We start from the raw sequence: 22472 nt of genomic DNA on the forward strand, positions 1-22472 counted from the left end.
GGACGTATGACGACTCGCCCGCCACAGGCCTTTACCGATGCCCAACGCATGGAACTCCGCTCATACGTGGAGTTGGCCGGCGAGGCCATTGCGCAGTTTTGGCCCATGCGAACCTTCATTCACCATAACCCCCTGCATGGGTTGGAGACCCTGTCGTTCGAACAGGCGGTGGCCCGAGGGACGGAACTCTTCGGCGCGTGCGGGTACTTGAGCAACGACACCTACCGCCGCTACTTTCGACAAGGCCGAATCCGGGAAGAGGATGTGCGAACGGCGCTCCATCCGATGGCAGGCGACAAGCGAGTGACCTTCGGTTCGCTAGAAGTCTCGCATCAAGATGTCCTCGCTGCCTCCTTGATCCATGGCATCTCGGACCCAACAACCAGCAAGCCGAGCCACACGCCGGATGGTGATCCCGAAGCCCCCTCGCGCATTGAGGCCTGGCTGGCCTCCGCCTTGGGCAACCAGGTCGTCGGTACCCCTCCCGCACTGGCCCCCTGGCCCTCGTCCGACTTGCCGCGTCGGGAAACCCTGGGCGCCTGGTGTGACCGCACCCTGGGGACTTCCATCGTCGAGACCCTGAATCGCGAGCTGGTGAAATGGGCCAGCGCCTTCCTGGATGAAGGCGAGGTCAGCTGGTCTATGCCCGAACGCGAGCAAACCTTTTACCGCGCCTGGAAGACGCTGGCGCGTCACGACCTCACGCTGCGCCTTCTCGGCATCTCGGAGGCGCCCGCCAAGATCCAGGCGCTTCCCCACCGGCCGGAAGAGGCCTTACTCCAAAGCCTCATGCAGCTCGGCATCCCCAAATCGGCCTGGGAGGAATACCTCGCACGGCACCTGAGCGCCATGCCGGGCTGGAGCGGCTACATCAAATGGCGAGCACACCAAAGCGACCATCCTTGGCAGGAACAGTTCCCCATCGACTTGGTCAAGTACCTGGCGGTCCGCCTGTTTTACGAACGGGAACTCGTCGACCAGGCCTGCCGCTCCCAACTGGGCCTCGCCGGAAACACCGGGGACATCGCGGCCTATATAGACCACCACCCGCATGCCTATTGGTTCAGGCGGGAATGGATCGCCGGCCGGCTGTCTTCCGACGCCGCCGCCATCGGGAAGAATCTAGCCGCGTCCGATCGACGGCACGATCACACGCAGTGGGAAGAGGCGGGACGCCGACAGTATGAAGCGGTCTTGAACGAGCACCAGGCCCGGGCCATCCGGCGCGGCGCCGACCGGCTGCTGCGCTTGGCGCAAGCCCTGTCGGTCCCTCTTGAGTCGGTTGTGACTACCGCGCCGTCGGATGCCCGCACCATCCTCCAATGGCTGGAGGACTTTCCTCCGTCACACCATGGAGCCGTCTGGCTCGAAGCCTTCGAGGGCAGTCATCGCCATCAGTTGCTCAGCGAGCTGCAAACCGCCGCCCAGCAGCCTCCCTCCACTCCCTCGTTGGGTGAGGGGGACAGCGGATCTCGCCCGCTGGCCCAAGTGGTGTTCTGCATCGACGTCCGGTCGGAAGTGTTTCGCCGCCACCTGGAAGACCGCGGCGGGTATGAAACCTTGGGCCTCGCCGGATTTTTCGGCGTCCCCCTGTACTACCAGCCGTTCAACGCGCACCATACGGTCACCCATTGTCCGGTGCTGCTGAAACCGAAGAACCACGTTCGCGAGCTGCCCCGCAGTTACCACGGTGTGCTCGCCGAACGGCACAAGACCGCCGCGCAACTCGCGGAAGCCGCGCACACGCTGCTCCATGACCTGAAGGAAAACGTGGTCACACCCTATGTCATGGTGGAGGCGCTCGGCTGGTTTTTCAGCCTGCCCTTTTTCGGAAAGACACTGCTCCCCCGCTGGTACCATGCGATCGGTCGATGGCTCCGCGAGATGTTGACGCCGGCTATGGCCACCACCCTGACGGTCGACAAACTTTCCCGGGAAGAGGCGGAGGAAATGGTGGCGGCCGAGCAGCGGGGCCAGATTCGGGAAATCCTCCGGGCGCGCTTCGGCCTCAGCGGACCGACGCTCTCTCCGACATTGCTGGAGTCAATCCGCAGGAACGCCTTAGGCCAGGCAGACCCGACCGGAAGCGAAGTGGCCGCCCTGCTCTCGCTCACGACGGAGAACGAGCAAGCGCTCTACCGCGACCTGCGCGAACACCAACGGATCAGCCCGCGCGGGGTCTCGGAGCGTCTCGACCGCATTACCCAAACGGGATTCTCCGTCTCCGAGCAAACGTACTTCGTGGAAGCCGCTCTCCGCCTGATGGGACTCACGTCGAATTTTTCGCGGATGGTGATTTTCTGCGCCCATGGCAGTACGTCGCAGAACAATCCCTACGAGTCGGCGCTCGATTGCGGCGCCTGCGGCGGCAATCAAGGCCTGCCCAACGCGCGAGCCATCGCCGCCATGGCGAACCATCCGGCCGTGCGGGCCCAATTGCTCGCCCGTGGCATTACCATTCCCGGAGATACCCATTTTCTGGCCGCGCAACATGACACCACCACCGACCGCGTTCGCATCGTCGACTTGGAAGATGTGCCCGCCACGCACCGGAAGGATCTCCAACGCTTGCTCACAGACCTGGACGAAGCCGGCACGCAGGCGTCGCTGGAGCGGAACCGCGCCCTCGGTCAGGTGGCTGCACCGTCGGACAGCCGCCGGTCTCGGCTTTTAGCTCAGCGAAGAAGCGAGGATTGGTCCGAGGTCCGTCCGGAATGGGGCCTGTCGCGGAACAGCGCGATGATCATCGGACGACGCGCCTTGACGCAGCCGGTGGACTTACGGGGCCGCGCCTTCCTCCATTCGTACGACCACCGGCAGGACGCCTCCGGCAAACTGCTCGAGGCCATCATGACCGCTCCGCTGGTGGTCGCCCAGTGGATCAACATGGAGCATTACTTTTCCACCGTCGACAACGAGGTGTACGGCAGCAGCAGCAAGGTCTATCACAACGTCGTCGGCCGGATCGGGGTGATGACGGGTGTGTGGAGCGATCTCCGGATCGGGCTTCCCGCCCAAACCGTCCTGAACGGTGGAGAGCCATACCACGAGCCCATGCGGTTGTTGGCGATCATCGAAGCTCCCCCGGCGCGCATCCGCGCAATCGTGGATCGGCACCCGCTGTTGGAACAATTATTCCGTTTGCGATGGGTCACGCTCGTGGCGTTGGACCCGCAGGACAACCGCTTTTATCACTACGACCCTTCCGGCGAATGGAGAGGAGGAGACACGAACGATGCTCGGGTTCACACTGCATCCCATGAAGGAAATTAAGATCGTCGTGCAGGGCGATCAACTGAAGTTTGTCACGGAGGTGCTGGATCGGGTGGGAGCCACCGGCTACACGATCATCAACAACGTGTCCGGAAAGGGCCACCACGGATTCCATGAAGGCCACCTGCTGTTCAATGACACCAGCAGCCAGGTGATCGTCTTCACGGTCGTCCCGGAAGACAAGGTGGAACCGATCCTGGCCGCACTGGGACCGCTCTTCAGCAAGCACTCCGGCGCCATGTTCGTGAGCGATGTGGCCGTCAGTCGGCGGGAACACTTCCTCGCCAAGTAACGGCAAGGGTGTGGCCGGCGCCGGATACCGGAAGCCTGCGGGATTGATTGCGCCTTGGACCACTACCGGCACTGCCTTGTCCGGCCACGAGGCCTCGGCTCGGCCCGAATCCGGACCTCATCTCCATGTCTTCACCCAAACGTCCACGCCATAGCGCCTCGCCCCCCGTCCTGCAGGAAGCGGCCGCGGCAGAGGTCTTGGCCTGGGTCAGCACCTGCATTGAGGACGGCCTCTGTCTTATCTCCCAGGGTATCCTGATCTTTGAGAGCCACCGCTTCACGGACCTCCTCAGAGCCGTCAGCGTTCCCGAGGCCGCCCACGGAGAAGTGGTAGCCCCAGACCACCGACCCCTTCGAGGCCGGCTGTTTGCGGAGGCTCGCGCCTGGAACCAGGAACCCCTTGGAGCACAAGGCTCCAGGGAGTATCGGTTCACGGATACGCAGGGCCGTCCATTGCAGTATGAATGCCGCTACACGCTCGTGCCCTATCACGGCGAGACCGGCGTCTTGCTGGCATTGCGGGACGTCACCGGACAAGCCCTGCCGGTCCAGGAGGAGTCGCAGGCGGTGCGGTTTCAATCGGTGCTCGCCCGCATCGGCGCGCTGGCGGTGAGTGATGCCCCGGCGCAGGAGCTGATGAACCAGGCCGTCCGATTGACCGCGGAGGCGCTCCGCGTTGAACTGTGCAAATTGCTCATCCCGCGCGAGCCCGATGACCACTTGGCCGTCATGGCCGGGGTCGGCCTCAAGGAGGAGCTGATCGGGAAACTCACCATCGAAGGCGGGACCCATTCGCAGGCTGGTTACGCCATCGGCAAGCGCCTCCCGGTCGTCGTGCGCGACCTGCGCAAAGAAACCCGCTTCACTCCCTCGAAACTCCTGACAGAACATGGAGCTATCGCGGGGATGTGCGTGCCGATGCTGATTGAAGACCGGGTGTACGGCGTCATGACCGCCCACACGCGACAGGTCCGGGACTTCTCCGACTCGGAATTGGAGTTTCTCTGCTCCGTCGCGAACACGGTCGCGACCGTACTGGAGCGGCGGCGGCGCGCGGATACGCAGATGGACCTCTATCACCGGCTATTCATGTCTGCACGAGACGGCATTATGCTGACCGACACCGAAGGGCGGATCCTCGAATGGAACCCGGCCCTGGAGCGCATGACGGGGTGGACGCGCGAGGAGACGCTGGGGCAACGACCGGCCATCCTCAAATCCGGCAAACATGCGCCGGACTTCTACAATCGCCTCTGGCAGGCTATCCGCTCCGGCCGTCCATTCGTCGACCGGTTCATCAATCGCCGCAAAGATGGATCGGAGTTTCTCGTCTGGGAAAGCGTCAGCCCCGTGAACGATCGTGACGGCACCACCCAGTATTACATGGCCATCCTGACGGACCTGAGCGAGCGCGAACAGATGCTGGAGGCGCTCCGACATACCGAGCAGGTGAAACTGGTCGGACAACTGGCGGGTGGGATCCTCCACGAGATCCGCAATCCCTTGATCGGATTGGGCAGCCTGGCCACGCACCTCGCCGCTCAGGACACGCTGCCCCAGTCTGCGCGAGACCGATGCAGACTGATCGCGAGAGAAGCGGCGCGGATCGACGAACTCCTGGAGTCCCACCTAGGACAATTACGGCCTCGCCCTTTTGATATGCGCCCTTGCGACCTCACCTCTTTGCTAGACGATGCGTTGACCCTCTTGAGACCGAATCTGGTCAAACACGGGATCGTCGTACAGAAGATCGTCGCGCCCGACCTGCCGACCGTGGAGCTATCGCTTGCCCACATCCATCAGGTCTGTCTCAACATCATGCTGAACGCCATCGACGCCATGCCGAACGGCGGACAACTCATGGTCGGGGTGCGGCTCGACAACAGGCAACGCCCCGGCCTGCTGCTGTCCTTTGCGGATTCCGGCAAGGGCATCCCACCGGACGACCTGAAGCGCATTTACGAGCCCTTTTTCACGAGCGGCAAGGCCAAGGGGGTCGGCCTCGGCCTGACCATTACGCAGGACATCGTCGAGCGGCATGGGGGCCAGTTGGCCATCAACAGTCCGCCCAGCGGCGGCGCGGTGGTCGACATTTGGCTTCCGTTGCATCACGAGGCCTAACATGGCATGGCAATTACTGTTGGTCGAAGATGAAGAATCGGTCCGCGAGGCCTTCGTCCTGCGCTTAAGCGACCACGGCTACGTCGTCAAAACAGCCGCCTCAGGTGAGGAAGCCTTGGCCATCCTGCACTCCTTCGAGCCCGATATTCTCGTGCTGGATCTCGTGATGCCCAACCTCTCCGGCCTCGACGTGTTGGCACGTGCCAAACAATCGTATCCTTCGCTTCCAGCCCTGGTCCTGACCGCGAGAGGAACCGTCAAGGATGCGGTGGAGGCCATGCGGCTCGGCGCGTTCGACTTCGTCGCCAAGACGATCGACATGGAAGACCTGCTCCACGCGCTCCGACGGGTGACGACGTACCTGACGTTACAGCGACAGGTTCGCTTGCAGAGCGGCCGAGACGCAGCCCGCTATGCGATGGATCGTGTCATCGCCCACAGCCCTGTGACCCAGGCGTTCCTCGCCCAAATACGCGAATTGGCCAAGAACGATCGTGTCACCGTCCTGCTCCAAGGCGAAACCGGAACGGGCAAGCAGTACATGGGGCGCGTGATCCATTTCAACAGCCCGCGAACGGACAAGCCTTGTCTGGAGGTCGACTGCCCTTCCATTCCTCGCGACCTCTTCGAAAGCGAGTTATTCGGGCACGAGAAGGGATCGTTCACCGGAGCCGCCGGTCGCAAATGCGGCCTGATTGAGATGGCCGATGGGGGCACGGTGCTGTTCGACGAGATCGCCGATTTACCGCTCCCGCTGCAAGCCAAATTGCTGCGCGTGCTCGAAGAGCGGACGCTCCGCCGGGTCGGTGGCTCGACGTCGATTCCCGTCGACGTCCGATTCATGGCGGCGACGAACCGGGATCTCAAAGCCGCCGTGGCGCAGGGAGACTTTCGGGAAGACCTCTATTTTCGGCTGAACGTGGTGACGGTCACCGTTCCGCCGCTACGGAGTCGAGGCGACGATATCATTCCGTTGGCAGAACAGTTCTTGTTGCGGTCGGCGGTGGAGCTGAATAAACCGGTGCGCGCCCTTGGACCAAGCGCGCAGTCGTTGCTTCGCCGCTATCCCTTTCCCGGAAACGTCCGGGAATTGAGCAACGTGATCGAACGGGCCGTCCTCTTCAGTTCGGACACAACCTTGGAGGCCACCCATTTCCCGCCCGACATTCAAGACCACCCGGTCTCGACCGGCAAACACCAGGACACACCGTCGTCGGTCACGGGACGGGCGGATTCGGAGACCGTGCGGATCGACTTTCGGGTCGGCGAACAGACACTCACCGATCTGGAGGACCGCATCATCACCGAAGTGTTAAAGCGTTGTGAGGGCAACAAGACCCTCGCCGCAAAGCATTTGGGCATTACCCGGTGGAAGCTGGATCGGCGCCGAAAAACCTAAGCCGCTTGGGGGGTATGGCACGACAACCTTGCGCCTCATCTGCCGATTAACCAATTGAAAAACAATTATTTTTTAGACCACTGCCATCCCCACAAAAGATACAATTGTGTTTTTTTAGCAACATGCGCCTAAAAGGAAATGTTTCCACAACTCATTAATTTTTAATACATTTTATCCATATTCATAAATGGCACAAGCATTGCTAAACTCTGGATCCGCAATATTGAGGAGGCCCCAGTGCGGTTTCAGCAAACCATCGGATCGTCTATTTCTTGTTCAGGTGTTGGTCTTCATTCCGGGCAGCCGGTCACGATGACGTTGCGGCCGGCCCCCCCTAACACGGGCATTGTCTTCGTGTGCAAGACCGGCTCAGACGAGGTCCTGCTTCCCGCTTCGGTGACGAATAAAGTCCCGACCGAACTCTGCACGGCCATCAGCTCGAACGGTCGTCAAGTGAAGACCATCGAACATGTGCTGGCCGCACTTGCCGGCATGGAAATCGATAACGTTTACGTAGAGGTCGACGCCGGGGAAGTCCCCGTCCTCGACGGGAGCGCCAGCCCGTTCGTGCACCTCATTCGGACGGTCGGCGCCATTCCGCAGAGTCGGCGGCAATCCTTCGTGAAGATCACACAACCTATCGAAGTCGTGGATGGAGCCAAGCGGGTCCGGATCGAACCTTCGTCGACCCCCAAGATTACCTACTCAATCCATTACGACCATCCGATGATCCAAACTCAGTCCTATACCTACGCGCACTCCGTTGCGGCATTCGAACGTGAAATCTCAGCCGCTCGGACATTCGGGTTTTTGCATGAGGTCGAAGCCCTGTGGTCCCGAGGCCTCGGCAAGGGCGGAAACCTGGACAATACGGTCGTGCTCTCCCAAGAGGGAGTCGTCAATCAGTCCGGGTTGCGCTTTCCAAATGAGTTCGTCCGCCACAAGGTGCTGGACCTCATCGGGGATGTGGCGCTGCTCGGCTTCCCGTTCATCGGACACATCGTGGCCGAGCGGTCCGGCCATGCGATGCACACAAAACTCGTCGAACAGATCCTGGCACAACGCGACAAATGGGTCTTGATCACCGCAGAGTCCGCCCCGGTCGCGCAGGAATCTCGCCCGTCGCTCGGCCTGCTTCGCCCAGCCCCGTCGCTCGCAATCTAAACACGCCTGCGCGTCGGTTCATCCTCGCACCGGCTGGAAAGCGCCTCCTGCCGCCGGCGACCTCTTTTCGACACAAAAAAACGCCGGAGGCAAGTGGCCTTACCTCCGGCGCGTAAATCCTGGTGGGACTTACTTCTTCTTAGCGGTCTTCTTCGCTGGCTTCTTCGCTGCCTTCTTCGTTGCCAAGACTCCTCACCTCCCTTCACACATTAAATGTTCATGCCCTGTTCGCCCACTGCTACTCACACTGCGGCCGTCAGCTCCTGAGCCATGACGGCAAAGGTATTCGGCCCGACCTTTTGGAACCGCTTATCCCGTTTCAATGATGTCGCCACCGAGGTCAGCGGTGTTTTGCCCTTGATCTGCAACCCGCCCTCGAGCAGACGTTGCAGCAACTCTTTAGCATGCATGGGGCGGCTCGCCTCCCGCAGAATCTGATAGGCAGCTTCGGGCACACTTTTGCCGACGTACTTGCTCTTGCCCAGCAAAATCTCGCGGGATTGGTCCGTCACATCCGTGACAGGAAGAGGACGGATTCCCTTCTCGTCCGTGATGATCTGACTCGACAAACTCGCCAACTTCGCCTTGTCGGCCTCCACTCGATACAAAGTTTCGGCCAGCTCCAGATATTTCTTGATGGTCGCAATTTCGTCGTCGAGCCGTCGCCGCTTCTTCTCGAGCTCCTGATAGCGGTTGCGGTAGGCACTGATCCGCTGTTCGAGGCCGACCAAAATGTCTGTTAATTCTTCCACAAGCAATCCTTAAAGAAGCATACTTGCTTATTAGCAAATCTTTTAAATTGTGTCAAGCTAGCTGTAATTATAATTTGATCGCATACTCCGCATACTGAACAAGAGTGCAATCAATGCCTTTTCAAGCCTTGTCATACAAGAACAAGCTATTGTAACATCTTTTATTATCAATATGTTACAATGCTACTCCGAATAAACGAGATCGATGGAACTAGCTTCCCCACGTGCACCAAGGAGACTGTCACGGAGATGCAGACCACAGAGAGGATGCTTCCCCCGGATTATCCGGACCTGATGGCCACTGCGGTTCAGGCGGCCCAACGGGCAGGGGAGACCCTGCGCGACTATGCGAAGTCCGGCTTCCGCATCCATTACAAAGCCGCCATCAACCTCGTCACCGATGCCGATCGCCAGGCCGAGGAATGCATCGTTCAGACCATTCGCCACACCTATCCCTCCCACCGCATTCTTGCGGAAGAGCGCGGCCAGGACGGGACCGCACCTTCGCCCTATCAGTGGATTGTCGACCCGTTGGACGGCACCACCAACTTTGCCCACGGCTTCCCCTTCTATTCCGTGTCGATCGGGTTGGAATACCGAGGCCAGTGCGTGTTGGGCGTCGTGCTGGACCCTGTGCGCGGCGAACTCTTTACAGCCGGGGTCGGGCAGGGAGCCTTCCTCGACGCAGAACCCCTGTCTGTCTCCGCCATCGATACACTCGACAAGTCCCTCCTGGTCACGGGTTTCGCCTACAACATTCGCGAAACGGCGAACAATAACCTCGATCACTTTTCACATATGTCGCTCCGGGCGCAGGCGATACGGCGTACCGGTTCCGCGGCACTCGACCTCTGTTATGTCGCGGCAGGACGATTCGAGGGGTACTGGGAAGTGACTCTGAGCCCATGGGATATGGCCGCGGGCATCGTCATTGTGCGGGAAGCAGGAGGGAGAGTCTCCGGGTTTGCTCATGAACCCTTTTCACTGTACGGCCGAGAACTCGTCGCTACCAACGGCCGTATCCACGAGCAACTCCTGGCGGCACTGCGCCGGCAAGACGCTCGTTAACTGAAGCGCCCGCCCGGTCATGGGCGGTGCAACCGCGCCATATACAGCGTCACGACCGATGGAGTATCATGCCCCATCCACAGCGCTCTCCAAGGAGTACAGCGACATGGCCAGTCAAGCGCCTCCACCGAAACCCGGCGCCGCTCCGCCGCCTAAAACGCAAGATGTGTGGGACGTTGAGTTGCTCCATGTGCTCGTGTCGCGCAAGGGGCAGTCGGTGAATGCCGAATGGGCGATCCATCCGCAGATCAAGGCGGATCTCAACGCCGACGAGTGGAAGGAACTCGGGGATTTGATGCGAAAGGTCACGACGATCGTCGGAAATCGATTTTCTCAAGTGCTGAGCAAGGCCGAACCACCTCCCCCGGGCAACGCCTGACAGCCACCGCACTCAGCGTCGACAGCCGGTCTCCGCGCAAGGCTTCCCTTGCACGCACCATCTACTGACCCTGCGAGGTAATCCATGGAGCATTATTACCACTCGAAAGATCTCGGCAAATTCTCGGAGATGGGCAAGGGCAACCCGGCGCTCTGGGACAAATTCATGGCGTACTACAATGCCGTGTTTGCGGAAGGTGCGCTCACCGAGCGCGAAAAGGCCTTGATCGCCCTAGGCGTCGCCCATGCCGTGCAGTGTCCTTACTGTATCGATGCCTACACCCAGACTTGCCTGGAGAAGGGATCCAATACCGAGGAGATGACCGAGGCCGTCCATGTGGCCTGCGCCATCCGAGGCGGCGCCTCACTGGTGCATGGTGTGCAAATGCGGAACGTCGCCGAGAAACTCTCGATGTAAGGCGTTGCCGGCCACGTTACCAGTGGGGATGCTCAGGAATCGCGAGGGCGAAATATTTCCCCCGCTCCTCGTAGAGGATGCGCTTGGCGGTCAAGTGCGCCAATGACTCCACCAGGGCGCTGTCCGACAGGGCATCGCCGTCACCTTGCTCTCGAATGGCCTGCTTCAACTGCTCCAGAGACTTGGGCGCCTCATTGCAGGCGTCGATGACGAAGGCTCCGGGCCAATCGAACCGCTCGCGGGTCGGCGCTGACGGCGTCCGGCCGTCATATACCGTCACATAGTCGAAGGCCTTCGAGTAGTAGAGAAAGGGCTTGTCCGGTGACGCGGCGCGGCGCTGCCATTCCTGCACGATCTCTACCAGCTCCTGGTAGACATCAGGATCGACCGCCCACCGGTCCAATTCATATTCGAAATCGTAGGCGATTTTCATCAGATCGACCTGGCGCCCGTCATACACATAGGGGTAGGCCAGACCTGGGCCGGTGATGCGCACCCCGTGCTCCCGTGGACGTGTGTAATAGGGACTGAACCGTTCCAGCCAGAATTTCCCAGCACCCTCAGGAGGCTGCAGATGGAAGAGCGAGGGAATGATTTCGATTTGTCGACGGTAGTCCTCGTTGGTCTCCCCGGGAAACCCGAGCAGAATATTCCAGGACACGGCGACACGGTAGTAATAACACCACTTCAAGCACACCAGGTTCTGCATGGGCGTCACGCCCTTATCCATGGCGCGCAACTGCGCCAGACTCAGACTCTCTAATCCCGGCTGCATACACTTCACGCCGCCGGCGGCGAGCAGCTTGATCTGACTCTTCTGCAGGTTGCTCTTGGTCTCGATGAACACATCGAGGTCGCGTCGGTCCTGTGCGAACCGGCCAAACAAATTCTCGACGTACTTCATGTCGATGATGTTATCGACCAGCCGAAACCGCGTCGTGTCGTAGCGGCTCGAAAGGTATGCCATTTCCCGCGCGACCTGTTCCGACGACTTGGCGCGAAACTTCATGCTTTGGGCGTTGAGCCCGCAGAACGTGCAATGGTGTTTCTCGCCCCACCAGCAGCCGCGCGACCCCTCGTACAACAAGACCCGATCCAGCCCACGCGCCGTTTCGGTCCCCAGTTCGGCCAGCAAATGGTAATAATCATCGTAGTCCGGCGGGCCGGTCTGAGCAAACTCCGTGAACAGGTGCGGGTTCGGCTCGAACCGGACCTCGCCGCCCTGTCGATACGTCACGCCCTTGGGATAGGGATCGCTCGAATCGGTCAACACATGCGTGACGAGGGCGGGGAACGCCACCTCGCCCTCGCCGACCACCACGTGGTCGATGAAGGGAAACGCGCGGAAATACTCGAGCCCCATCTCGCCGTCGAAATTCGCGCCGCCGAAGACGATTCGGACATCGGGGTAGAGGTCCTTGATGAGTTTGGCCATCGTGAGGCTGGCCACATTCTGATCGAAGGTGGAGGTAAAGCCCACAACTCGGTACTGCCCCCAATCGACCGACGTCATGGCGGCCGTCAAGAACTGCGGCGCCGTGCGCGCCGCCATCTCTTCGAAAAAGGAAATAGGTCGGCCGCTCGCCCGGGCCATTTGCTCCAACACCGGCTTGAACACGCGCGGATATTCCGCACGTTTCGGATTGTCCCGGAAGAGCAGGTAGGAAAACAGCCATTCCCCGAAGAGCGCCCGCTTCTCGCAGATCGCCTCGTACAACTCCACGCCGATATGATGCGCGAACCGCACGTTCAGGTGGTGACAATCGACGTCGATGCCCTTCGACTTCAGCAAGGCCGAGAGGGTGCCCAGCTGAATGGAGGGGTACTTCGAGAAACTAAAGGGCATGTTGACGAGCGCCACGCGGGCTTGGTCACTCATGATCGACCTTGGTGACAGCAACCGCCTGCAGAAACGACCTCATTGAGGCGTTGCGCGAAACGGTTCAAACGCCCGATCCGCCTTGGCGGCGAGATAAAAATCGCTCTCCGTGAGCCCATTGATTTTGTGCGTCCAAATTTCCACACCGCACTTCCCCCAGGCCACATGCAAGTCGGGATGATGCCCTTCCTGCTCCGCCACCGCGCCGACCTGGTTGGCAAAGGCAAGCGCTTGGGCAAAGTCTTTGAAGGTATAGAGCCGCTCAAGATGCCCCGCTCCATTCAACCCCCATCCTCGTCCCAATTGACTCAAGAGACCCTGCACACGGTCCGCCGGCAGGGGAGGGACGCCGCCGCGGCAAGGCACACATCGTTCATCAGCCAGACTCATAGAACCTCCTTAGCAGACACGGGACAGACTCGCCTCTGCCAGCGAGAATCGTGCCATTGTACGGGGCTGCCGCTCGGTCTCGCAACCGGGTTACGGTCTCGAGAATGACGCCACGTCCTGCCGGCTCGTCGCCACCGGTCCCCGCTCGAAGAACAGGCCGCGATTGATATCCCCGACGCTGACCATCCCGACCAAACGACCGCCCTCGACGACAGGGATACGGCGAAAATTTTTCAGGCCCATGTAAGAGGCCGCTTCCAGCACCGGCGCGTGGGGGGAGACGGTCAGGGGATTCAGACTCATGACGTCCTCCACGCGCTGCCGGAGCACATCTGCGTAGCCTTCTTCCATTTCCACGAAGTCGCGGCTGTGCACATTGTCATGGATGTACTCGCCGTAATTGGGATACAGCGGGAGCAATACGTCGCGCAACGTCACCATCCCGATCAACCGGTCACCGTCCTCCACCACTGGGACCGCGCCGCAATGACGACTCAACATTTTGATCACGACCGAACGAACGGTGTCATTCCGTCTGGCCGTCACCACGCCGGTCGACATGACATCTTGGACAACCATGGCAACCTCCTTTCCCGCAAGGTGGGCGAGCAGCACCGGAAAAGTCTGAACCTTTTCTTCGGACAGAACAAGAGCGCCGGTCGGCTTTGCAGATCGACCGATTTTGTGATAGGGAGAGACGTATGCCCTAGGGACCTTCCCGGCGGCGTCTCGTGACGTGCCGGGGGATGCAGCGAGCCATCTCACACGAGGTCGCCATCACCTCCCTCCTGCGCATCAGCCATCGGGGGGCCGCCGGCCATGCCCCCGAAAACACCCTCGCCGGCATTTGGAAGGCCCGCGCGTTCCTCGCAGACTTCGTTGAATTGGATGTCCGGGCGACCAACGACGGGCATCTCGTCCTTTTGCACGACGACACCGTCGACCGCACCACGAACAAGACGGGCTCGATCGCCGAGTTATCGCTCGACCAGGTACAACGGCTGGATGCCGGTCACTCGCAGCGGATTCCGACCCTGGAAGAGGCCTTGGAGATTGCCTCCGGCAGTATCGGAGTCATTCTCGAACTCAAGGTCGAGGGCATCGGCGCCGAGGCTTGCGCGATCGTCAAGCGGTCCGGCTTTTCAGGAGCGGTCATCTACGCGTCGTTTCTGGGGCCGGAGCTGCGGCGCGTCCGCCAGGCCGATCCGAACGCCACGCTTCTGGTCCTCCTCCCTCGGCAGCTCCCGCGCGACCCGATCGCCGAGGCCCTCGCGCTGAACGCCTCACTGGTCGGCCTCCACTTTTCCACCCTCACGCCGCCGCTGCTCCAGACCTACCACAACCTCGACCGCCGCGTGTTCGTCTACACGGTCAACGATCCAGCCGACATCGCACGGATGCGCGACTTTGGCGTAGACGGGATCGTGTCGGATTTTCCGGATCGCCTGTAAATAAAATGGAGCAAGAACGGCGGAGCTGAAAATGTCACGGGCGACCCTACACTGCGGTGGGAGGTCGCCCGTGATGGCGCTTAGGACGCCGATGCGTCGTTTAAATTATAGAACCGTGCGAGACCCGTTCAAGATGCGAGAGCGCTCAGTCTTCGTCGGGGGATAGATCAATCCCAGGAAGCCAGTGTACCTCGCATTCGGTCAAGATTCTTCGTGCTTGTGTGAGGTGGCTGTGATCCTGTCGATCGGACAGTGCCGTGAGGCACAGCCAGCTGAGAATCCACCGAACACGACCGACGAAAACCTGCCGTCACCTCGGCGGGCCGCTGTGGTCCGGTGGCGTAAGTTCTTCCATGATGAACCTCCCCGTTTGAGGTTGGCGAGGTGTCCCGAACAGGCGCGCACTGCTGGTCGCCTCGTCACGGTTAACACGGCATCACGAAGTTTACAGTTCCCCTCTTACGCTTGTTAGAAAATCCTGTCAATACAAAAAATCAACCTTAGGTAATTTTCTCAAACAGCGCGGGCCCTCCCGTGAAGGAGGGCCCGCGGATGGCGCTTGGGACGCCGTGGAAATCGTGGATCATGTTGCGGCCCGCATGGGACCCGTCGAGTCAGTCACAGGGGAGGGTGCCTCGTCAGGGGATCGCATCGCCGCCCTCTTTCTCCGGCCTGGAGTTCATGCAACAGCCAGCCGCACGCCTTTCACGTCCATGAGGACGCAACCCCGTGGAGAATCCGGCGATAGGCCCGACGAGAAACCCGCCTTCACCTCGGCGGGCCGTACGGGCCAGGTGGCGTGGTATCATTCATCGTCCACCCTCCTCTCTGCGGTATAGATGCACGGGAGATCTAGACGGCAGCCGCGCGGTCTGTCCGGTCCCCCGCATAACGCAAGGCGGTACATACGAGCCGCAGGACCTATCTACGCTTCTCGAAAAAATCTGTCAACAGGGCTGCCGAGCGCTCGCACAACGGGGTTGCAGGAAGCGGCGTGAGTCACTCTCTTTCGCCTGACGGAGGCCGGGGCGGCGCGTCTTCGCCCGGCGATTGCATCACGGCGTCCAAGTCGATTCGCGTGAATCCGGGCAGTGGGGTAAACAGGCCGTCGTCCAACGGCTGCGCCTCGACCTTCGTCGCCTCCGATCGAGATTCCTCCCGCCCGGCGCTGTCCCGATCAATGGTTCGCAACGGAAACCCACCATCCTTGACCAACTCGCGCAACCAGACCGGAGCCTCCGCCCTCGTGGAGGCATCGCCGGCGATGAGGGCAAAGAGAGCCGCATTGCCCAGGCCCTTCCCGATGCAGAGTTCGCTGCTGCCCTCTTCGTCCTTCTCTTTGGCGAGGTAGATGTCGCACGGGTAGCCGGCGACCCGGTCGGTCCGCCCGGTCCTTGAGGTAGGTCTTTTGAACGGACACCTCGGTCCCTGCCACCTCCTTCATGGTAATCACACCTTCAAACGCTCCAGTCTGCGCCGAGAGGGGATCGTAGGCCCATAGAAACAGGCCGCCCGCAAGCCACAGCTTCCACATGATGCGACCTCCTCTCAGATGACCTGGAGTTGATCGAAATCAATGCCCTCAGGAGGCGGCGGGGGCGACAGCTTCATCGCGCTGAGCACTTGGACGATCAAGTCGGCGACGACCAGGTTGCGATACCACTTGCGGTTGGCCGGCACCACATGCCAGGGCGCCCGCTCGGTGCTCGTGGCGGACAACATCGCCTCGAACGCACACATATAGTCCTCCCACAGTTTCCGTTCTTCGAGATCGCCCTCGTTGAACTTCCAGCGTTTCTCCGGATCGTTGATCCGTTCCAGCAGTCGTTCCTTCTGTTCGGCCTTGGAGATATGCAAATACACTTTGAGAATCGAGGTCCCGCTTTCGGTCAGCAATTCCTCGAACTCGTTGATCTGATCGAACCGTTGTCGCACGACCTTATCCGAAATCAATCCGTGCACGCGGGTGATCAACACGTCTTCATAGTGCGAACGGTTGAAGATCCCGATGTGGCCCTTGGGCGGCACCTCCTGATGGACGCGCCAGAGAAAGTCACGCCGCAGCTCTTTCTCGCTCGGGGTTTTAAACGAGACCACCCGGCAGCCTTGGGGATTCACGCCGGACATGACATGCTTGATCGTGCCGTCCTTCCCGCTGGTGTCCATGCCCTGCAAGACGAGCAGGAGCGCCTTCGTGCCGTTGGCATAGAGGCGTTCCTGTAACTGATCGAGTTGCGCGATCAGCTTCTCCGTGACCGCCTTCGCCTTGGTCTTTCCACCGTCGTTCTTCTTGTAGGAGCCGGTATCCTCGGGATCGACAGCGCTCATCGCAAAACGGCGGCCCGGTCGAATTCGGTAGTCCTTCATCCCTGTCTCCTTCCCAGGACCAAGCGGCGCGTCCGATCATGCCCGCAAGCCCCACAGTGATTGACCGACAGAAGGCGTTGTATGGTATGAGGTTCTCTCACTCTTACTTACTCAGGGAGGCGTCAGTCATGCTCAAGGAAGTGACCGGAGACATCCTCTTATCCACCGCAAGCGCCATCGCCCACGGCGTGGCTCCCCACGACAATTTCAAGCAGGGGCTCGCCTTAGCGCTGCGCGAACAGTGGCCCGGGATGTACAAGGATTTTCGCCACTATTGCCAGACCTACAACCCCAAACCGGGCGGGGCCTGGTCCTGGAAGGGGCCCAATTCCCCGGTCATCATCAATCTGTTCACGCAGGAACCGCCCACGACCGATCAGGACCGTCCGGGCAAGGCCTCTTTGCCCAACGTCAACCATGCGCTCCAAGCCCTGAAGAAGGAATTGCAGGAACATGGCGTCAAAAGCCTCGCCCTGCCGCGATTGGCCACAGGCGTCGGCGGGTTGGAATGGGAGAAGGTATATCCCTTGCTGCAGCAAGCCTTGAAGGACCTGAACATTCCCGTATACATCTATGCCCTCTACAAGAAGGGCATGGCCGCACAGGAAGCCTAGCCCAGACGCCCCCTCGCCTGAGCCAGATACCGGAGCAACGAGCCCATCTGCGACTGCCGCTCAAGATACAATTGGGCGGCAGACATCAGCTTCTTTCCCACCCGCACCGACAGAATGCGCTCATCCGGCAGCGAAAACACGTCTTCGTCCGTATCGTCGTCGCCGACGTACAAGGCGGCGGCCGTGCCCTGTTGATGCATCAATTCCAACATGGCGGTCCCCTTGTGCAGGTTCCCGGACGGAATGACATTAACCACGGATTTTCCCAATACCAGACGCGGGGCAGGGGAGAGAGCGGCTACCGTATGGAAGATCGCTTCGCGCGCCGCGGGCGGAGAGCAGGCCTGACGATAGTGGAAGGTGAGCGAGTAGTCCTTATCCTCCACCACCACGCCGACCTTGGCCAATGCGGACTCGTCCCGCGCGACCGCTTTGAGCCAGCCCCGGCAACAGTCCCGGGCCTGCTGCATCACCCGTTCCGACGCGTGCAGGCCTTCCAGTCCATGGTTGCCGATCAGATGGACGGGAATCCCATCCAGGCGAGGACGCAAATCTGCGAGGGATCGTCCGGAGATGACGGCGGTAGGCGCCGCTTCCGCCACCGCCCGCAACGCATCGCGCAGGGGGTGGGTGAGCCCCGCCGCGTGGCGATCCTGAACGATCCGGGCCAGGGTCCCGTCGAAATCAAAGGCGAAGAGAACAGCCTGTTCCGCGGCTACGCGATCCAGCAGTCGCTTCCCCGGAGCTGTGAGCGCACGCAGCATGGGCATGTTTAACGCACACGCCCCGGAGCCTGCCCCACCTGCTTCATGACGCGGATCCGCCGACGCATCCGCGCCGCATCCATCAACATACGTCCCGCCCAGCGGTAGACATTGAACTCCTGGATCAGCCCACGCATGCTCCGCATGCGGGCGCGCTGCTCCTTCGGCGACATCGAGAGCGCCATGTGCAGAGCCGCCGCACATTGATCGATGTCGTAGGGATTGACCACCAATGCCTCGGGCAACTCCTGGGCCGCTCCGGTGAACTGACTCAGGATCAAGACACCCTGCTCGTCGTCGCGCGCCGCGATGAACTCCTTGGCCACGAGATTCATCCCGTCATGCAGGCTGGTGACGAAGCACAGCTCCGCCGCGCGGTAGTATTCGTAGACGTCCGGAGGCTCATGGTGTTTGACCTTCAGCACGATGGGCTCATAGCCCTCGCGGCCGTACCGTTTGTTGATCCGTTCCGCCAGAGCGTAGACCTGATCATGAAAATGTTGATACTGGTCGATGATCGTGCGGCTCGGGGCGGCGATCTGGATGAATGAAAACTTCCCCACCCATTCCGGTTGCAGCTCGAAGAGGCGCTCAACCGCCAGGAATCGCTCCATGATGCCCTTGGTGTAATCCAAGCGATCCACGCCGATCCCCACCAAGCGATCCGGTCCCATCGCGTGCCGCTCGCGGATGTGCAAGCGGCAGTCAGGCACGGGCCGCTGATTCTCAAGCCAGCGCGACGGCCACTCGATGGAGATCGGGTAGGGATTCACCGCCGTGAGCCGGCCGCCGTATGAGACCGTGGATGTGTCGCGATCGATGCGCGCCTCCAGGATGCGATCGATGCAGGCCAGGAAATGGTTTCCGTGTTCGCGCGTATGGAACCCGACGATGCTGCTGCCGAGCAGTCCCTCCAAAATCTCCTGCCGCCAGGGACAGATGCCGTAACTTTCGGAGTTGGGCCAGGGAATGTGCCAGAACATGATGATGGTCGCATTGGGCAACTTCTCCCGCACCATCTTGGGAAGCAGCGCAAAGTGATAGTCCTGGACCAGCACGACCGGGTCGTCCGTCTTGGCCTCTTCCACGACAGCCTGTGCGAACCGCGCGTTCACCGCGACGTACTGCTCCCAGTCCGAGGTGCGGAACGTCGGCCGCACGTGGGCGTTGTGACAGAGGGGCCAGAGACCCTCATTGGAAAATCCGTAGTAGAAGCCTGATTCCTCATCGGGCGACAACCAGATGCGGCGGATGTCGTACGAAGGATGGTCCGGCGGCACCCGCACGTGGTCCCGGCTGTCCACCACCTCACGGTCGGCCGAGCCGTTGCCATGAGCAATCCACACGCCCGAACAGGCCCGCATGACCGGCTCAAGCGCCGACACCAGGCCGCTGGCCGGCAGTTGCACCTCGATCTTTTGCCCGCGCCGGTTGTGGATGTAGGGTTGCCGGTTCGAGACAATGAGGATCTCATCCCCTGAGAGGTGTTCGTGGAGAATCGTCTTGAGGCTGGCCGGACTCCAGGTGATTTGGCTTTCATCGCGCATGCGGCGGTCCGCTTCCAGCTCGCGGATCAACGCCTGCAGGTCCTGGGCGACCGGATGCAGTTCCGGCGACGGCGCATCATCCTGCTTCGTCGGCAGTCCCGTATTGGTCAACATCGCGCGGACCCCCGCGACCCACCCCCGCCAACTGAGGTGCGCCACCAGCACCGTCACCCCGGAAATCACCGTCGCGAGTCCGGCAAAGAGGTAAAAGACGTACCACTTCGTATCGGTGCTGCGCTGGTGCACGAAACTCATGTCATGGACGAGCATCAGCCGACCATGCACCTTGCCGCCCGATTGAATGTTCGCGACCACGACATGCAGCGGTCCTTGCGCGAAGGTCACCACCTCCGACGAGCCGGGCGCCAAGTGAGCCAAGCTTTCACAGGACAATTGATCGGGGTAGGTGAGCGTCTGGTACAGCAGGCGTTGTTGCGTGTCGCAGAACCCCAGCGCGTAGAGTCGTTCGTCCTGAATGACCTTGTGGAAGTAGGCGAAGATCTTCGTCCGCGAGCGCGACGAGACCAGATCCGCCAGCGGCACCTCCATGGTGCTGGCCAGCAATTTCGAGCGACTTTCAAGGTCCCGCGTAAACCATTTCAGCGTGAGCGAATCGACGAGCGGCACGACGGCGTAGGCCACGAGACCGAGCACCACCAAGAGCGGCAGGATGAAGCGGAGAGACAGACGCATGTTAGTTTCGGCAGTTTACTTCGCCCTGAAAATCTTTTATGGTCTGAGCCATGTACCCGTACGGACTCATCGGCAACTGCCACGTTTCGGCCCACATCCACGAAAGCGGCTCGGTCGACTGGCTGTGCCTGCCCAGGCCCGACAGTGACCCCGTCTTCGGTCGGATGCTGGACCCGGAGGGGGGCCATTTCTCCATATCAAGCCCTACGTCCTCCAACCAAGTCAAGACGACGCAGCGCTACCTTCCCAATACAAATATTCTGGTGACGGAGGTGTCTACGTCCAAAGGGGACACCTTCAAGATCACGGACTTTTGTCCGCGTTTCGAACAGTACGGTCGGATCTATCGGCCCGCCGCCCTCTTTCGCATCGTGGAGCCCCTGGCCGGCACCCCGTCGATCCGCGTGAGCTGCCGTCCCGTCACCGGATGGGAGAAGGACTACGCCCGCGGCATGCGCGGCAACAGCCATGTGCGGTACGACATCCGGGGAGAGTACCTCCGGCTGCTGACCAACATGCCCTTGACCTACCTATACGAAGAACGCCCCTTCGCCCTCACCGAGAAGACCTACTTCGCCCTCACCTGGGGCCTGGGCATCGAGGATGATCTAGCCAAGGTCAGCCAAGAGTTTCTCGACCAGACGACGCGCTATTGGCGCATGTGGGTGAAACATTGTTCGATTCCCGTCCTGTACCAGGAAGAAGTCATCCGCTCCGCCCTCGCCCTCAAACTCCATTGCTACGAAGACACCGGCGCCATCCTGGCAGCCTTGACTACCAGTCTCCCGGAGGAGCCGGGTGGTCCCCGCAATTGGGACTATCGCTACTGCTGGCTGCGCGACGCCTATTTTTCCCTCACGGCCTTTCAAAACCTCGGCCACTTCGAGGAGATGGAAGGCTTTCTGAAGTTCTTGCTCAATATCGCCTATACTCACGAACATTCCCGTGAGCGCCTCGCCCCCGTCTATACCTTGAGCCAAGACCTGCCGCTGCCCGAGACGGAACATGCGAACTGGGCGGGCTTCCAGGGAAGCGCCCCGGTGCGCAGCCAGAACCAAGCCGCCGAACATATCCAAAACGACGTGTACGGCGAACTCGTCCTCGCTTTGGCTCCGATCTTCTGCGACAACCGCTTTTACGATCTCCGCACCAGAGACCAGGAGCAGCTCGTCGCGAACCTCGCTCGGCTCTGCGAGCGCACCATCGCGCAGCCGGACGCGGGCTTGTGGGAAATTCGCAACGGGTGGCAGGAACATTCCTTCTCCAACCTGATGTGTTGGGCCGGGCTCGACCGCGCCCACCGCATGCAGCAGGCGGGATTCCTGCCGTCGGTCACGTTCGACATCGGCACGGCCCGCGCGCGGGCGGCGCAAGCCCTGCTCAATGCCGCCAAAAACGGGGCACTGCGGAACGGGCCCAACGACGACACCTACGATGCCTCCTTGGCCCAGGCCCCCATCCTGGGGTTCCCCAATCGGGAGGTCTGCGAAGCGACGATGAAGCACATCGCCCAGGAACTGGCCGTTCAAACGAACGGCAAGGACACGGGCTTCTACTTCCGCTACCTACGGACCGATGATTTCGGGCGACCGCAGTCCAGCTTCGTCATCTGTTCATTTTGGGTGGTGCAGGCCTTGGCGAGACTGGGGCGCATGGAAGAAGCTCAGCGGATCATGGCGCAAGTCCTCACCGGCGCCAACTACCTCGGGCTCTTCTCCGAACACTTCGTGCCCGAGACCCGCATGCAACTCGGCAACTTTCCTCAGGCCTATTCCCACGTCGGCCTCATCAACGCCGCCTTCGCCGTCAGCCCATCCTGGGCCACAGTGCTGTAACCGGCATACCTGCCCGCAAGCCACTCCCACGAGCCGAACAGGATTCATCTCAACGAGGGGAACCGATC

At 60.9% G+C, this 22472-nt stretch carries 19 protein-coding genes; 11 read left to right on the plus strand and 8 right to left on the minus strand.

Features of this window, described 5'->3' with window-relative positions; translation table 11 throughout:
• Nucleotides 1-6 precede the first annotated feature (6 nt).
• The 5 genes from HRU82_10555 to HRU82_10575 all read left to right on the plus strand — a co-directional run bounded on the left by HRU82_10555 (nucleotide 7) and on the right by HRU82_10575 (nucleotide 8248).
• Nucleotides 7-3273 carry a DUF2309 domain-containing protein gene (locus HRU82_10555; GenBank protein QOJ35361.1) on the plus strand — a complete coding sequence of 1089 codons (3267 nt, stop codon included), beginning with the start codon at nucleotides 7-9 and terminating at the stop codon, nucleotides 3271-3273.
• Entirely contained in the window at nucleotides 3236-3565 is a 330-nt protein-coding gene (locus tag HRU82_10560) for a P-II family nitrogen regulator (protein ID QOJ35362.1), read from the plus strand. The genes HRU82_10555 and HRU82_10560 overlap by 38 nt, the downstream gene beginning before the upstream one ends.
• Before the next feature lie 125 nt (nucleotides 3566-3690).
• The gene (locus HRU82_10565) at nucleotides 3691-5685 is read left to right on the plus strand and encodes a PAS domain S-box protein (GenBank protein QOJ35363.1); all 1995 of its coding nucleotides are present in this window, start codon (nucleotides 3691-3693) and stop codon (nucleotides 5683-5685) included.
• A gap of 1 nt (nucleotide 5686) precedes the next feature.
• Nucleotides 5687-7084, plus strand: a complete 1398-nt coding sequence (locus HRU82_10570; protein QOJ35364.1) for a sigma-54-dependent Fis family transcriptional regulator — start codon at nucleotides 5687-5689, stop codon at nucleotides 7082-7084.
• 237 nt (nucleotides 7085-7321) lie between these two features.
• The gene (locus tag HRU82_10575; GenBank protein QOJ35365.1) at nucleotides 7322-8248 is read left to right on the plus strand and encodes a UDP-3-O-acyl-N-acetylglucosamine deacetylase; all 927 of its coding nucleotides are present in this window, start codon (nucleotides 7322-7324) and stop codon (nucleotides 8246-8248) included.
• Nucleotides 8249-8490: 242 nt separating this feature from the next.
• On the opposite strand, the gene HRU82_10580 is transcribed toward HRU82_10575, so the two are convergent.
• Nucleotides 8491-9000 (minus strand): hypothetical protein, encoded by a 510-nt coding sequence (locus HRU82_10580; protein QOJ35366.1) that lies wholly within the window; start codon nucleotides 8998-9000, stop codon nucleotides 8491-8493.
• Between the two features lie 249 nt (nucleotides 9001-9249).
• Here HRU82_10580 and HRU82_10585 point away from each other — a divergent pair, with 249 nt between their 5' ends.
• The 3 genes from HRU82_10585 to HRU82_10595 all read left to right on the plus strand — a co-directional run bounded on the left by HRU82_10585 (nucleotide 9250) and on the right by HRU82_10595 (nucleotide 10864).
• On the plus strand, nucleotides 9250-10068 hold the full coding sequence (locus HRU82_10585; protein ID QOJ35367.1) for an inositol monophosphatase: 819 nt from the start codon (nucleotides 9250-9252) through the stop codon (nucleotides 10066-10068).
• Between the two features lie 106 nt (nucleotides 10069-10174).
• Entirely contained in the window at nucleotides 10175-10447 is a 273-nt protein-coding gene (locus HRU82_10590; GenBank protein QOJ35368.1) for a hypothetical protein, read from the plus strand.
• A gap of 84 nt (nucleotides 10448-10531) precedes the next feature.
• Nucleotides 10532-10864, plus strand: coding sequence for a carboxymuconolactone decarboxylase family protein (locus tag HRU82_10595; protein QOJ35369.1), 333 nt, complete (start codon nucleotides 10532-10534; stop codon nucleotides 10862-10864).
• A gap of 16 nt (nucleotides 10865-10880) precedes the next feature.
• Here the strand turns inward: HRU82_10595 and HRU82_10600 are convergent, their stop codons facing one another.
• The 3 genes from HRU82_10600 to HRU82_10610 form a co-directional block, all read right to left on the minus strand.
• Entirely contained in the window at nucleotides 10881-12746 is a 1866-nt protein-coding gene (locus HRU82_10600) for a RiPP maturation radical SAM protein 1 (protein ID QOJ37173.1), read from the minus strand.
• A gap of 36 nt (nucleotides 12747-12782) precedes the next feature.
• Nucleotides 12783-13133 (minus strand): 4a-hydroxytetrahydrobiopterin dehydratase, encoded by a 351-nt coding sequence (locus tag HRU82_10605; GenBank protein QOJ35370.1) that lies wholly within the window; start codon nucleotides 13131-13133, stop codon nucleotides 12783-12785.
• A gap of 90 nt (nucleotides 13134-13223) precedes the next feature.
• The gene (locus tag HRU82_10610; GenBank protein ID QOJ35371.1) at nucleotides 13224-13712 is read right to left on the minus strand and encodes a CBS domain-containing protein; all 489 of its coding nucleotides are present in this window, start codon (nucleotides 13710-13712) and stop codon (nucleotides 13224-13226) included.
• A 167-nt stretch (nucleotides 13713-13879) separates the two neighbouring features.
• Here HRU82_10610 and HRU82_10615 point away from each other — a divergent pair, with 167 nt between their 5' ends.
• Nucleotides 13880-14584 (plus strand): glycerophosphoryl diester phosphodiesterase, encoded by a 705-nt coding sequence (locus tag HRU82_10615; GenBank protein ID QOJ35372.1) that lies wholly within the window; start codon nucleotides 13880-13882, stop codon nucleotides 14582-14584.
• Between the two features lie 999 nt (nucleotides 14585-15583).
• Here the strand turns inward: HRU82_10615 and HRU82_10620 are convergent.
• Nucleotides 15584-15937 (minus strand): DUF4412 domain-containing protein, encoded by a 354-nt coding sequence (locus tag HRU82_10620; GenBank protein ID QOJ37174.1) that lies wholly within the window; start codon nucleotides 15935-15937, stop codon nucleotides 15584-15586.
• Between the two features lie 195 nt (nucleotides 15938-16132).
• On the minus strand, nucleotides 16133-16951 hold the full coding sequence (locus HRU82_10625) for a polyphosphate kinase 2 family protein (GenBank protein QOJ35373.1): 819 nt from the start codon (nucleotides 16949-16951) through the stop codon (nucleotides 16133-16135).
• 128 nt (nucleotides 16952-17079) lie between these two features.
• On the opposite strand from HRU82_10625, the gene HRU82_10630 reads away from it, so the two are divergent.
• Nucleotides 17080-17565 (plus strand): macro domain-containing protein, encoded by a 486-nt coding sequence (locus HRU82_10630; GenBank protein ID QOJ35374.1) that lies wholly within the window; start codon nucleotides 17080-17082, stop codon nucleotides 17563-17565.
• On the opposite strand, the gene otsB is transcribed toward HRU82_10630, so the two are convergent.
• A complete protein-coding gene (gene otsB, locus HRU82_10635; GenBank protein ID QOJ35375.1) occupies nucleotides 17562-18329 on the minus strand; it encodes a trehalose-phosphatase in 768 nt (255 codons plus the stop codon). The two genes, HRU82_10630 and otsB, sit on opposite strands and share 4 nt — an antisense overlap.
• An 8-nt stretch (nucleotides 18330-18337) precedes the next feature.
• On the minus strand, nucleotides 18338-20569 hold the full coding sequence (locus tag HRU82_10640) for a trehalose-6-phosphate synthase (GenBank protein QOJ35376.1): 2232 nt from the start codon (nucleotides 20567-20569) through the stop codon (nucleotides 18338-18340).
• 50 nt (nucleotides 20570-20619) lie between these two features.
• On the opposite strand from HRU82_10640, the gene HRU82_10645 reads away from it, so the two are divergent.
• A complete protein-coding gene (locus HRU82_10645; protein ID QOJ35377.1) occupies nucleotides 20620-22404 on the plus strand; it encodes a glycoside hydrolase family 15 protein in 1785 nt (594 codons plus the stop codon).
• Nucleotides 22405-22472: the final 68 nt, after the last annotated feature.

It is taken from the genome of Nitrospira sp., assembly GCA_015709715.1.
GTDB lineage: Bacteria > Nitrospirota > Nitrospiria > Nitrospirales > Nitrospiraceae > Nitrospira_A.

Bases quoted from the DNA above. Each gene is read 5' to 3' on its own strand.
- HRU82_10555 (QOJ35361.1), top strand. From the start codon at position 7: ATGACGACTCGCCCGCCACAGGCCTTTACCGATGCCCAACGCATGGAA.
- HRU82_10560 (QOJ35362.1), top strand. From the start codon at position 3,236: ATGCTCGGGTTCACACTGCATCCCATGAAGGAAATTAAGATCGTCGTG.
- HRU82_10565 (QOJ35363.1), top strand. From the start codon at position 3,691: ATGTCTTCACCCAAACGTCCACGCCATAGCGCCTCGCCCCCCGTCCTG.
- HRU82_10570 (QOJ35364.1), top strand. From the start codon at position 5,687: ATGGCATGGCAATTACTGTTGGTCGAAGATGAAGAATCGGTCCGCGAG.
- HRU82_10585 (QOJ35367.1), top strand. From the start codon at position 9,250: ATGCAGACCACAGAGAGGATGCTTCCCCCGGATTATCCGGACCTGATG.
- HRU82_10590 (QOJ35368.1), top strand. From the start codon at position 10,175: ATGGCCAGTCAAGCGCCTCCACCGAAACCCGGCGCCGCTCCGCCGCCT.
- HRU82_10595 (QOJ35369.1), top strand. From the start codon at position 10,532: ATGGAGCATTATTACCACTCGAAAGATCTCGGCAAATTCTCGGAGATG.
- HRU82_10605 (QOJ35370.1), bottom strand. From the start codon at position 13,133: ATGAGTCTGGCTGATGAACGATGTGTGCCTTGCCGCGGCGGCGTCCCT.
- HRU82_10610 (QOJ35371.1), bottom strand. From the start codon at position 13,712: ATGGTTGTCCAAGATGTCATGTCGACCGGCGTGGTGACGGCCAGACGG.
- HRU82_10615 (QOJ35372.1), top strand. From the start codon at position 13,880: ATGCAGCGAGCCATCTCACACGAGGTCGCCATCACCTCCCTCCTGCGC.
- HRU82_10625 (QOJ35373.1), bottom strand. From the start codon at position 16,951: ATGAAGGACTACCGAATTCGACCGGGCCGCCGTTTTGCGATGAGCGCT.
- HRU82_10630 (QOJ35374.1), top strand. From the start codon at position 17,080: ATGCTCAAGGAAGTGACCGGAGACATCCTCTTATCCACCGCAAGCGCC.
- otsB (QOJ35375.1), bottom strand. From the start codon at position 18,329: ATGCTGCGTGCGCTCACAGCTCCGGGGAAGCGACTGCTGGATCGCGTA.
- HRU82_10640 (QOJ35376.1), bottom strand. From the start codon at position 20,569: ATGCGTCTGTCTCTCCGCTTCATCCTGCCGCTCTTGGTGGTGCTCGGT.
- HRU82_10645 (QOJ35377.1), top strand. From the start codon at position 20,620: ATGTACCCGTACGGACTCATCGGCAACTGCCACGTTTCGGCCCACATC.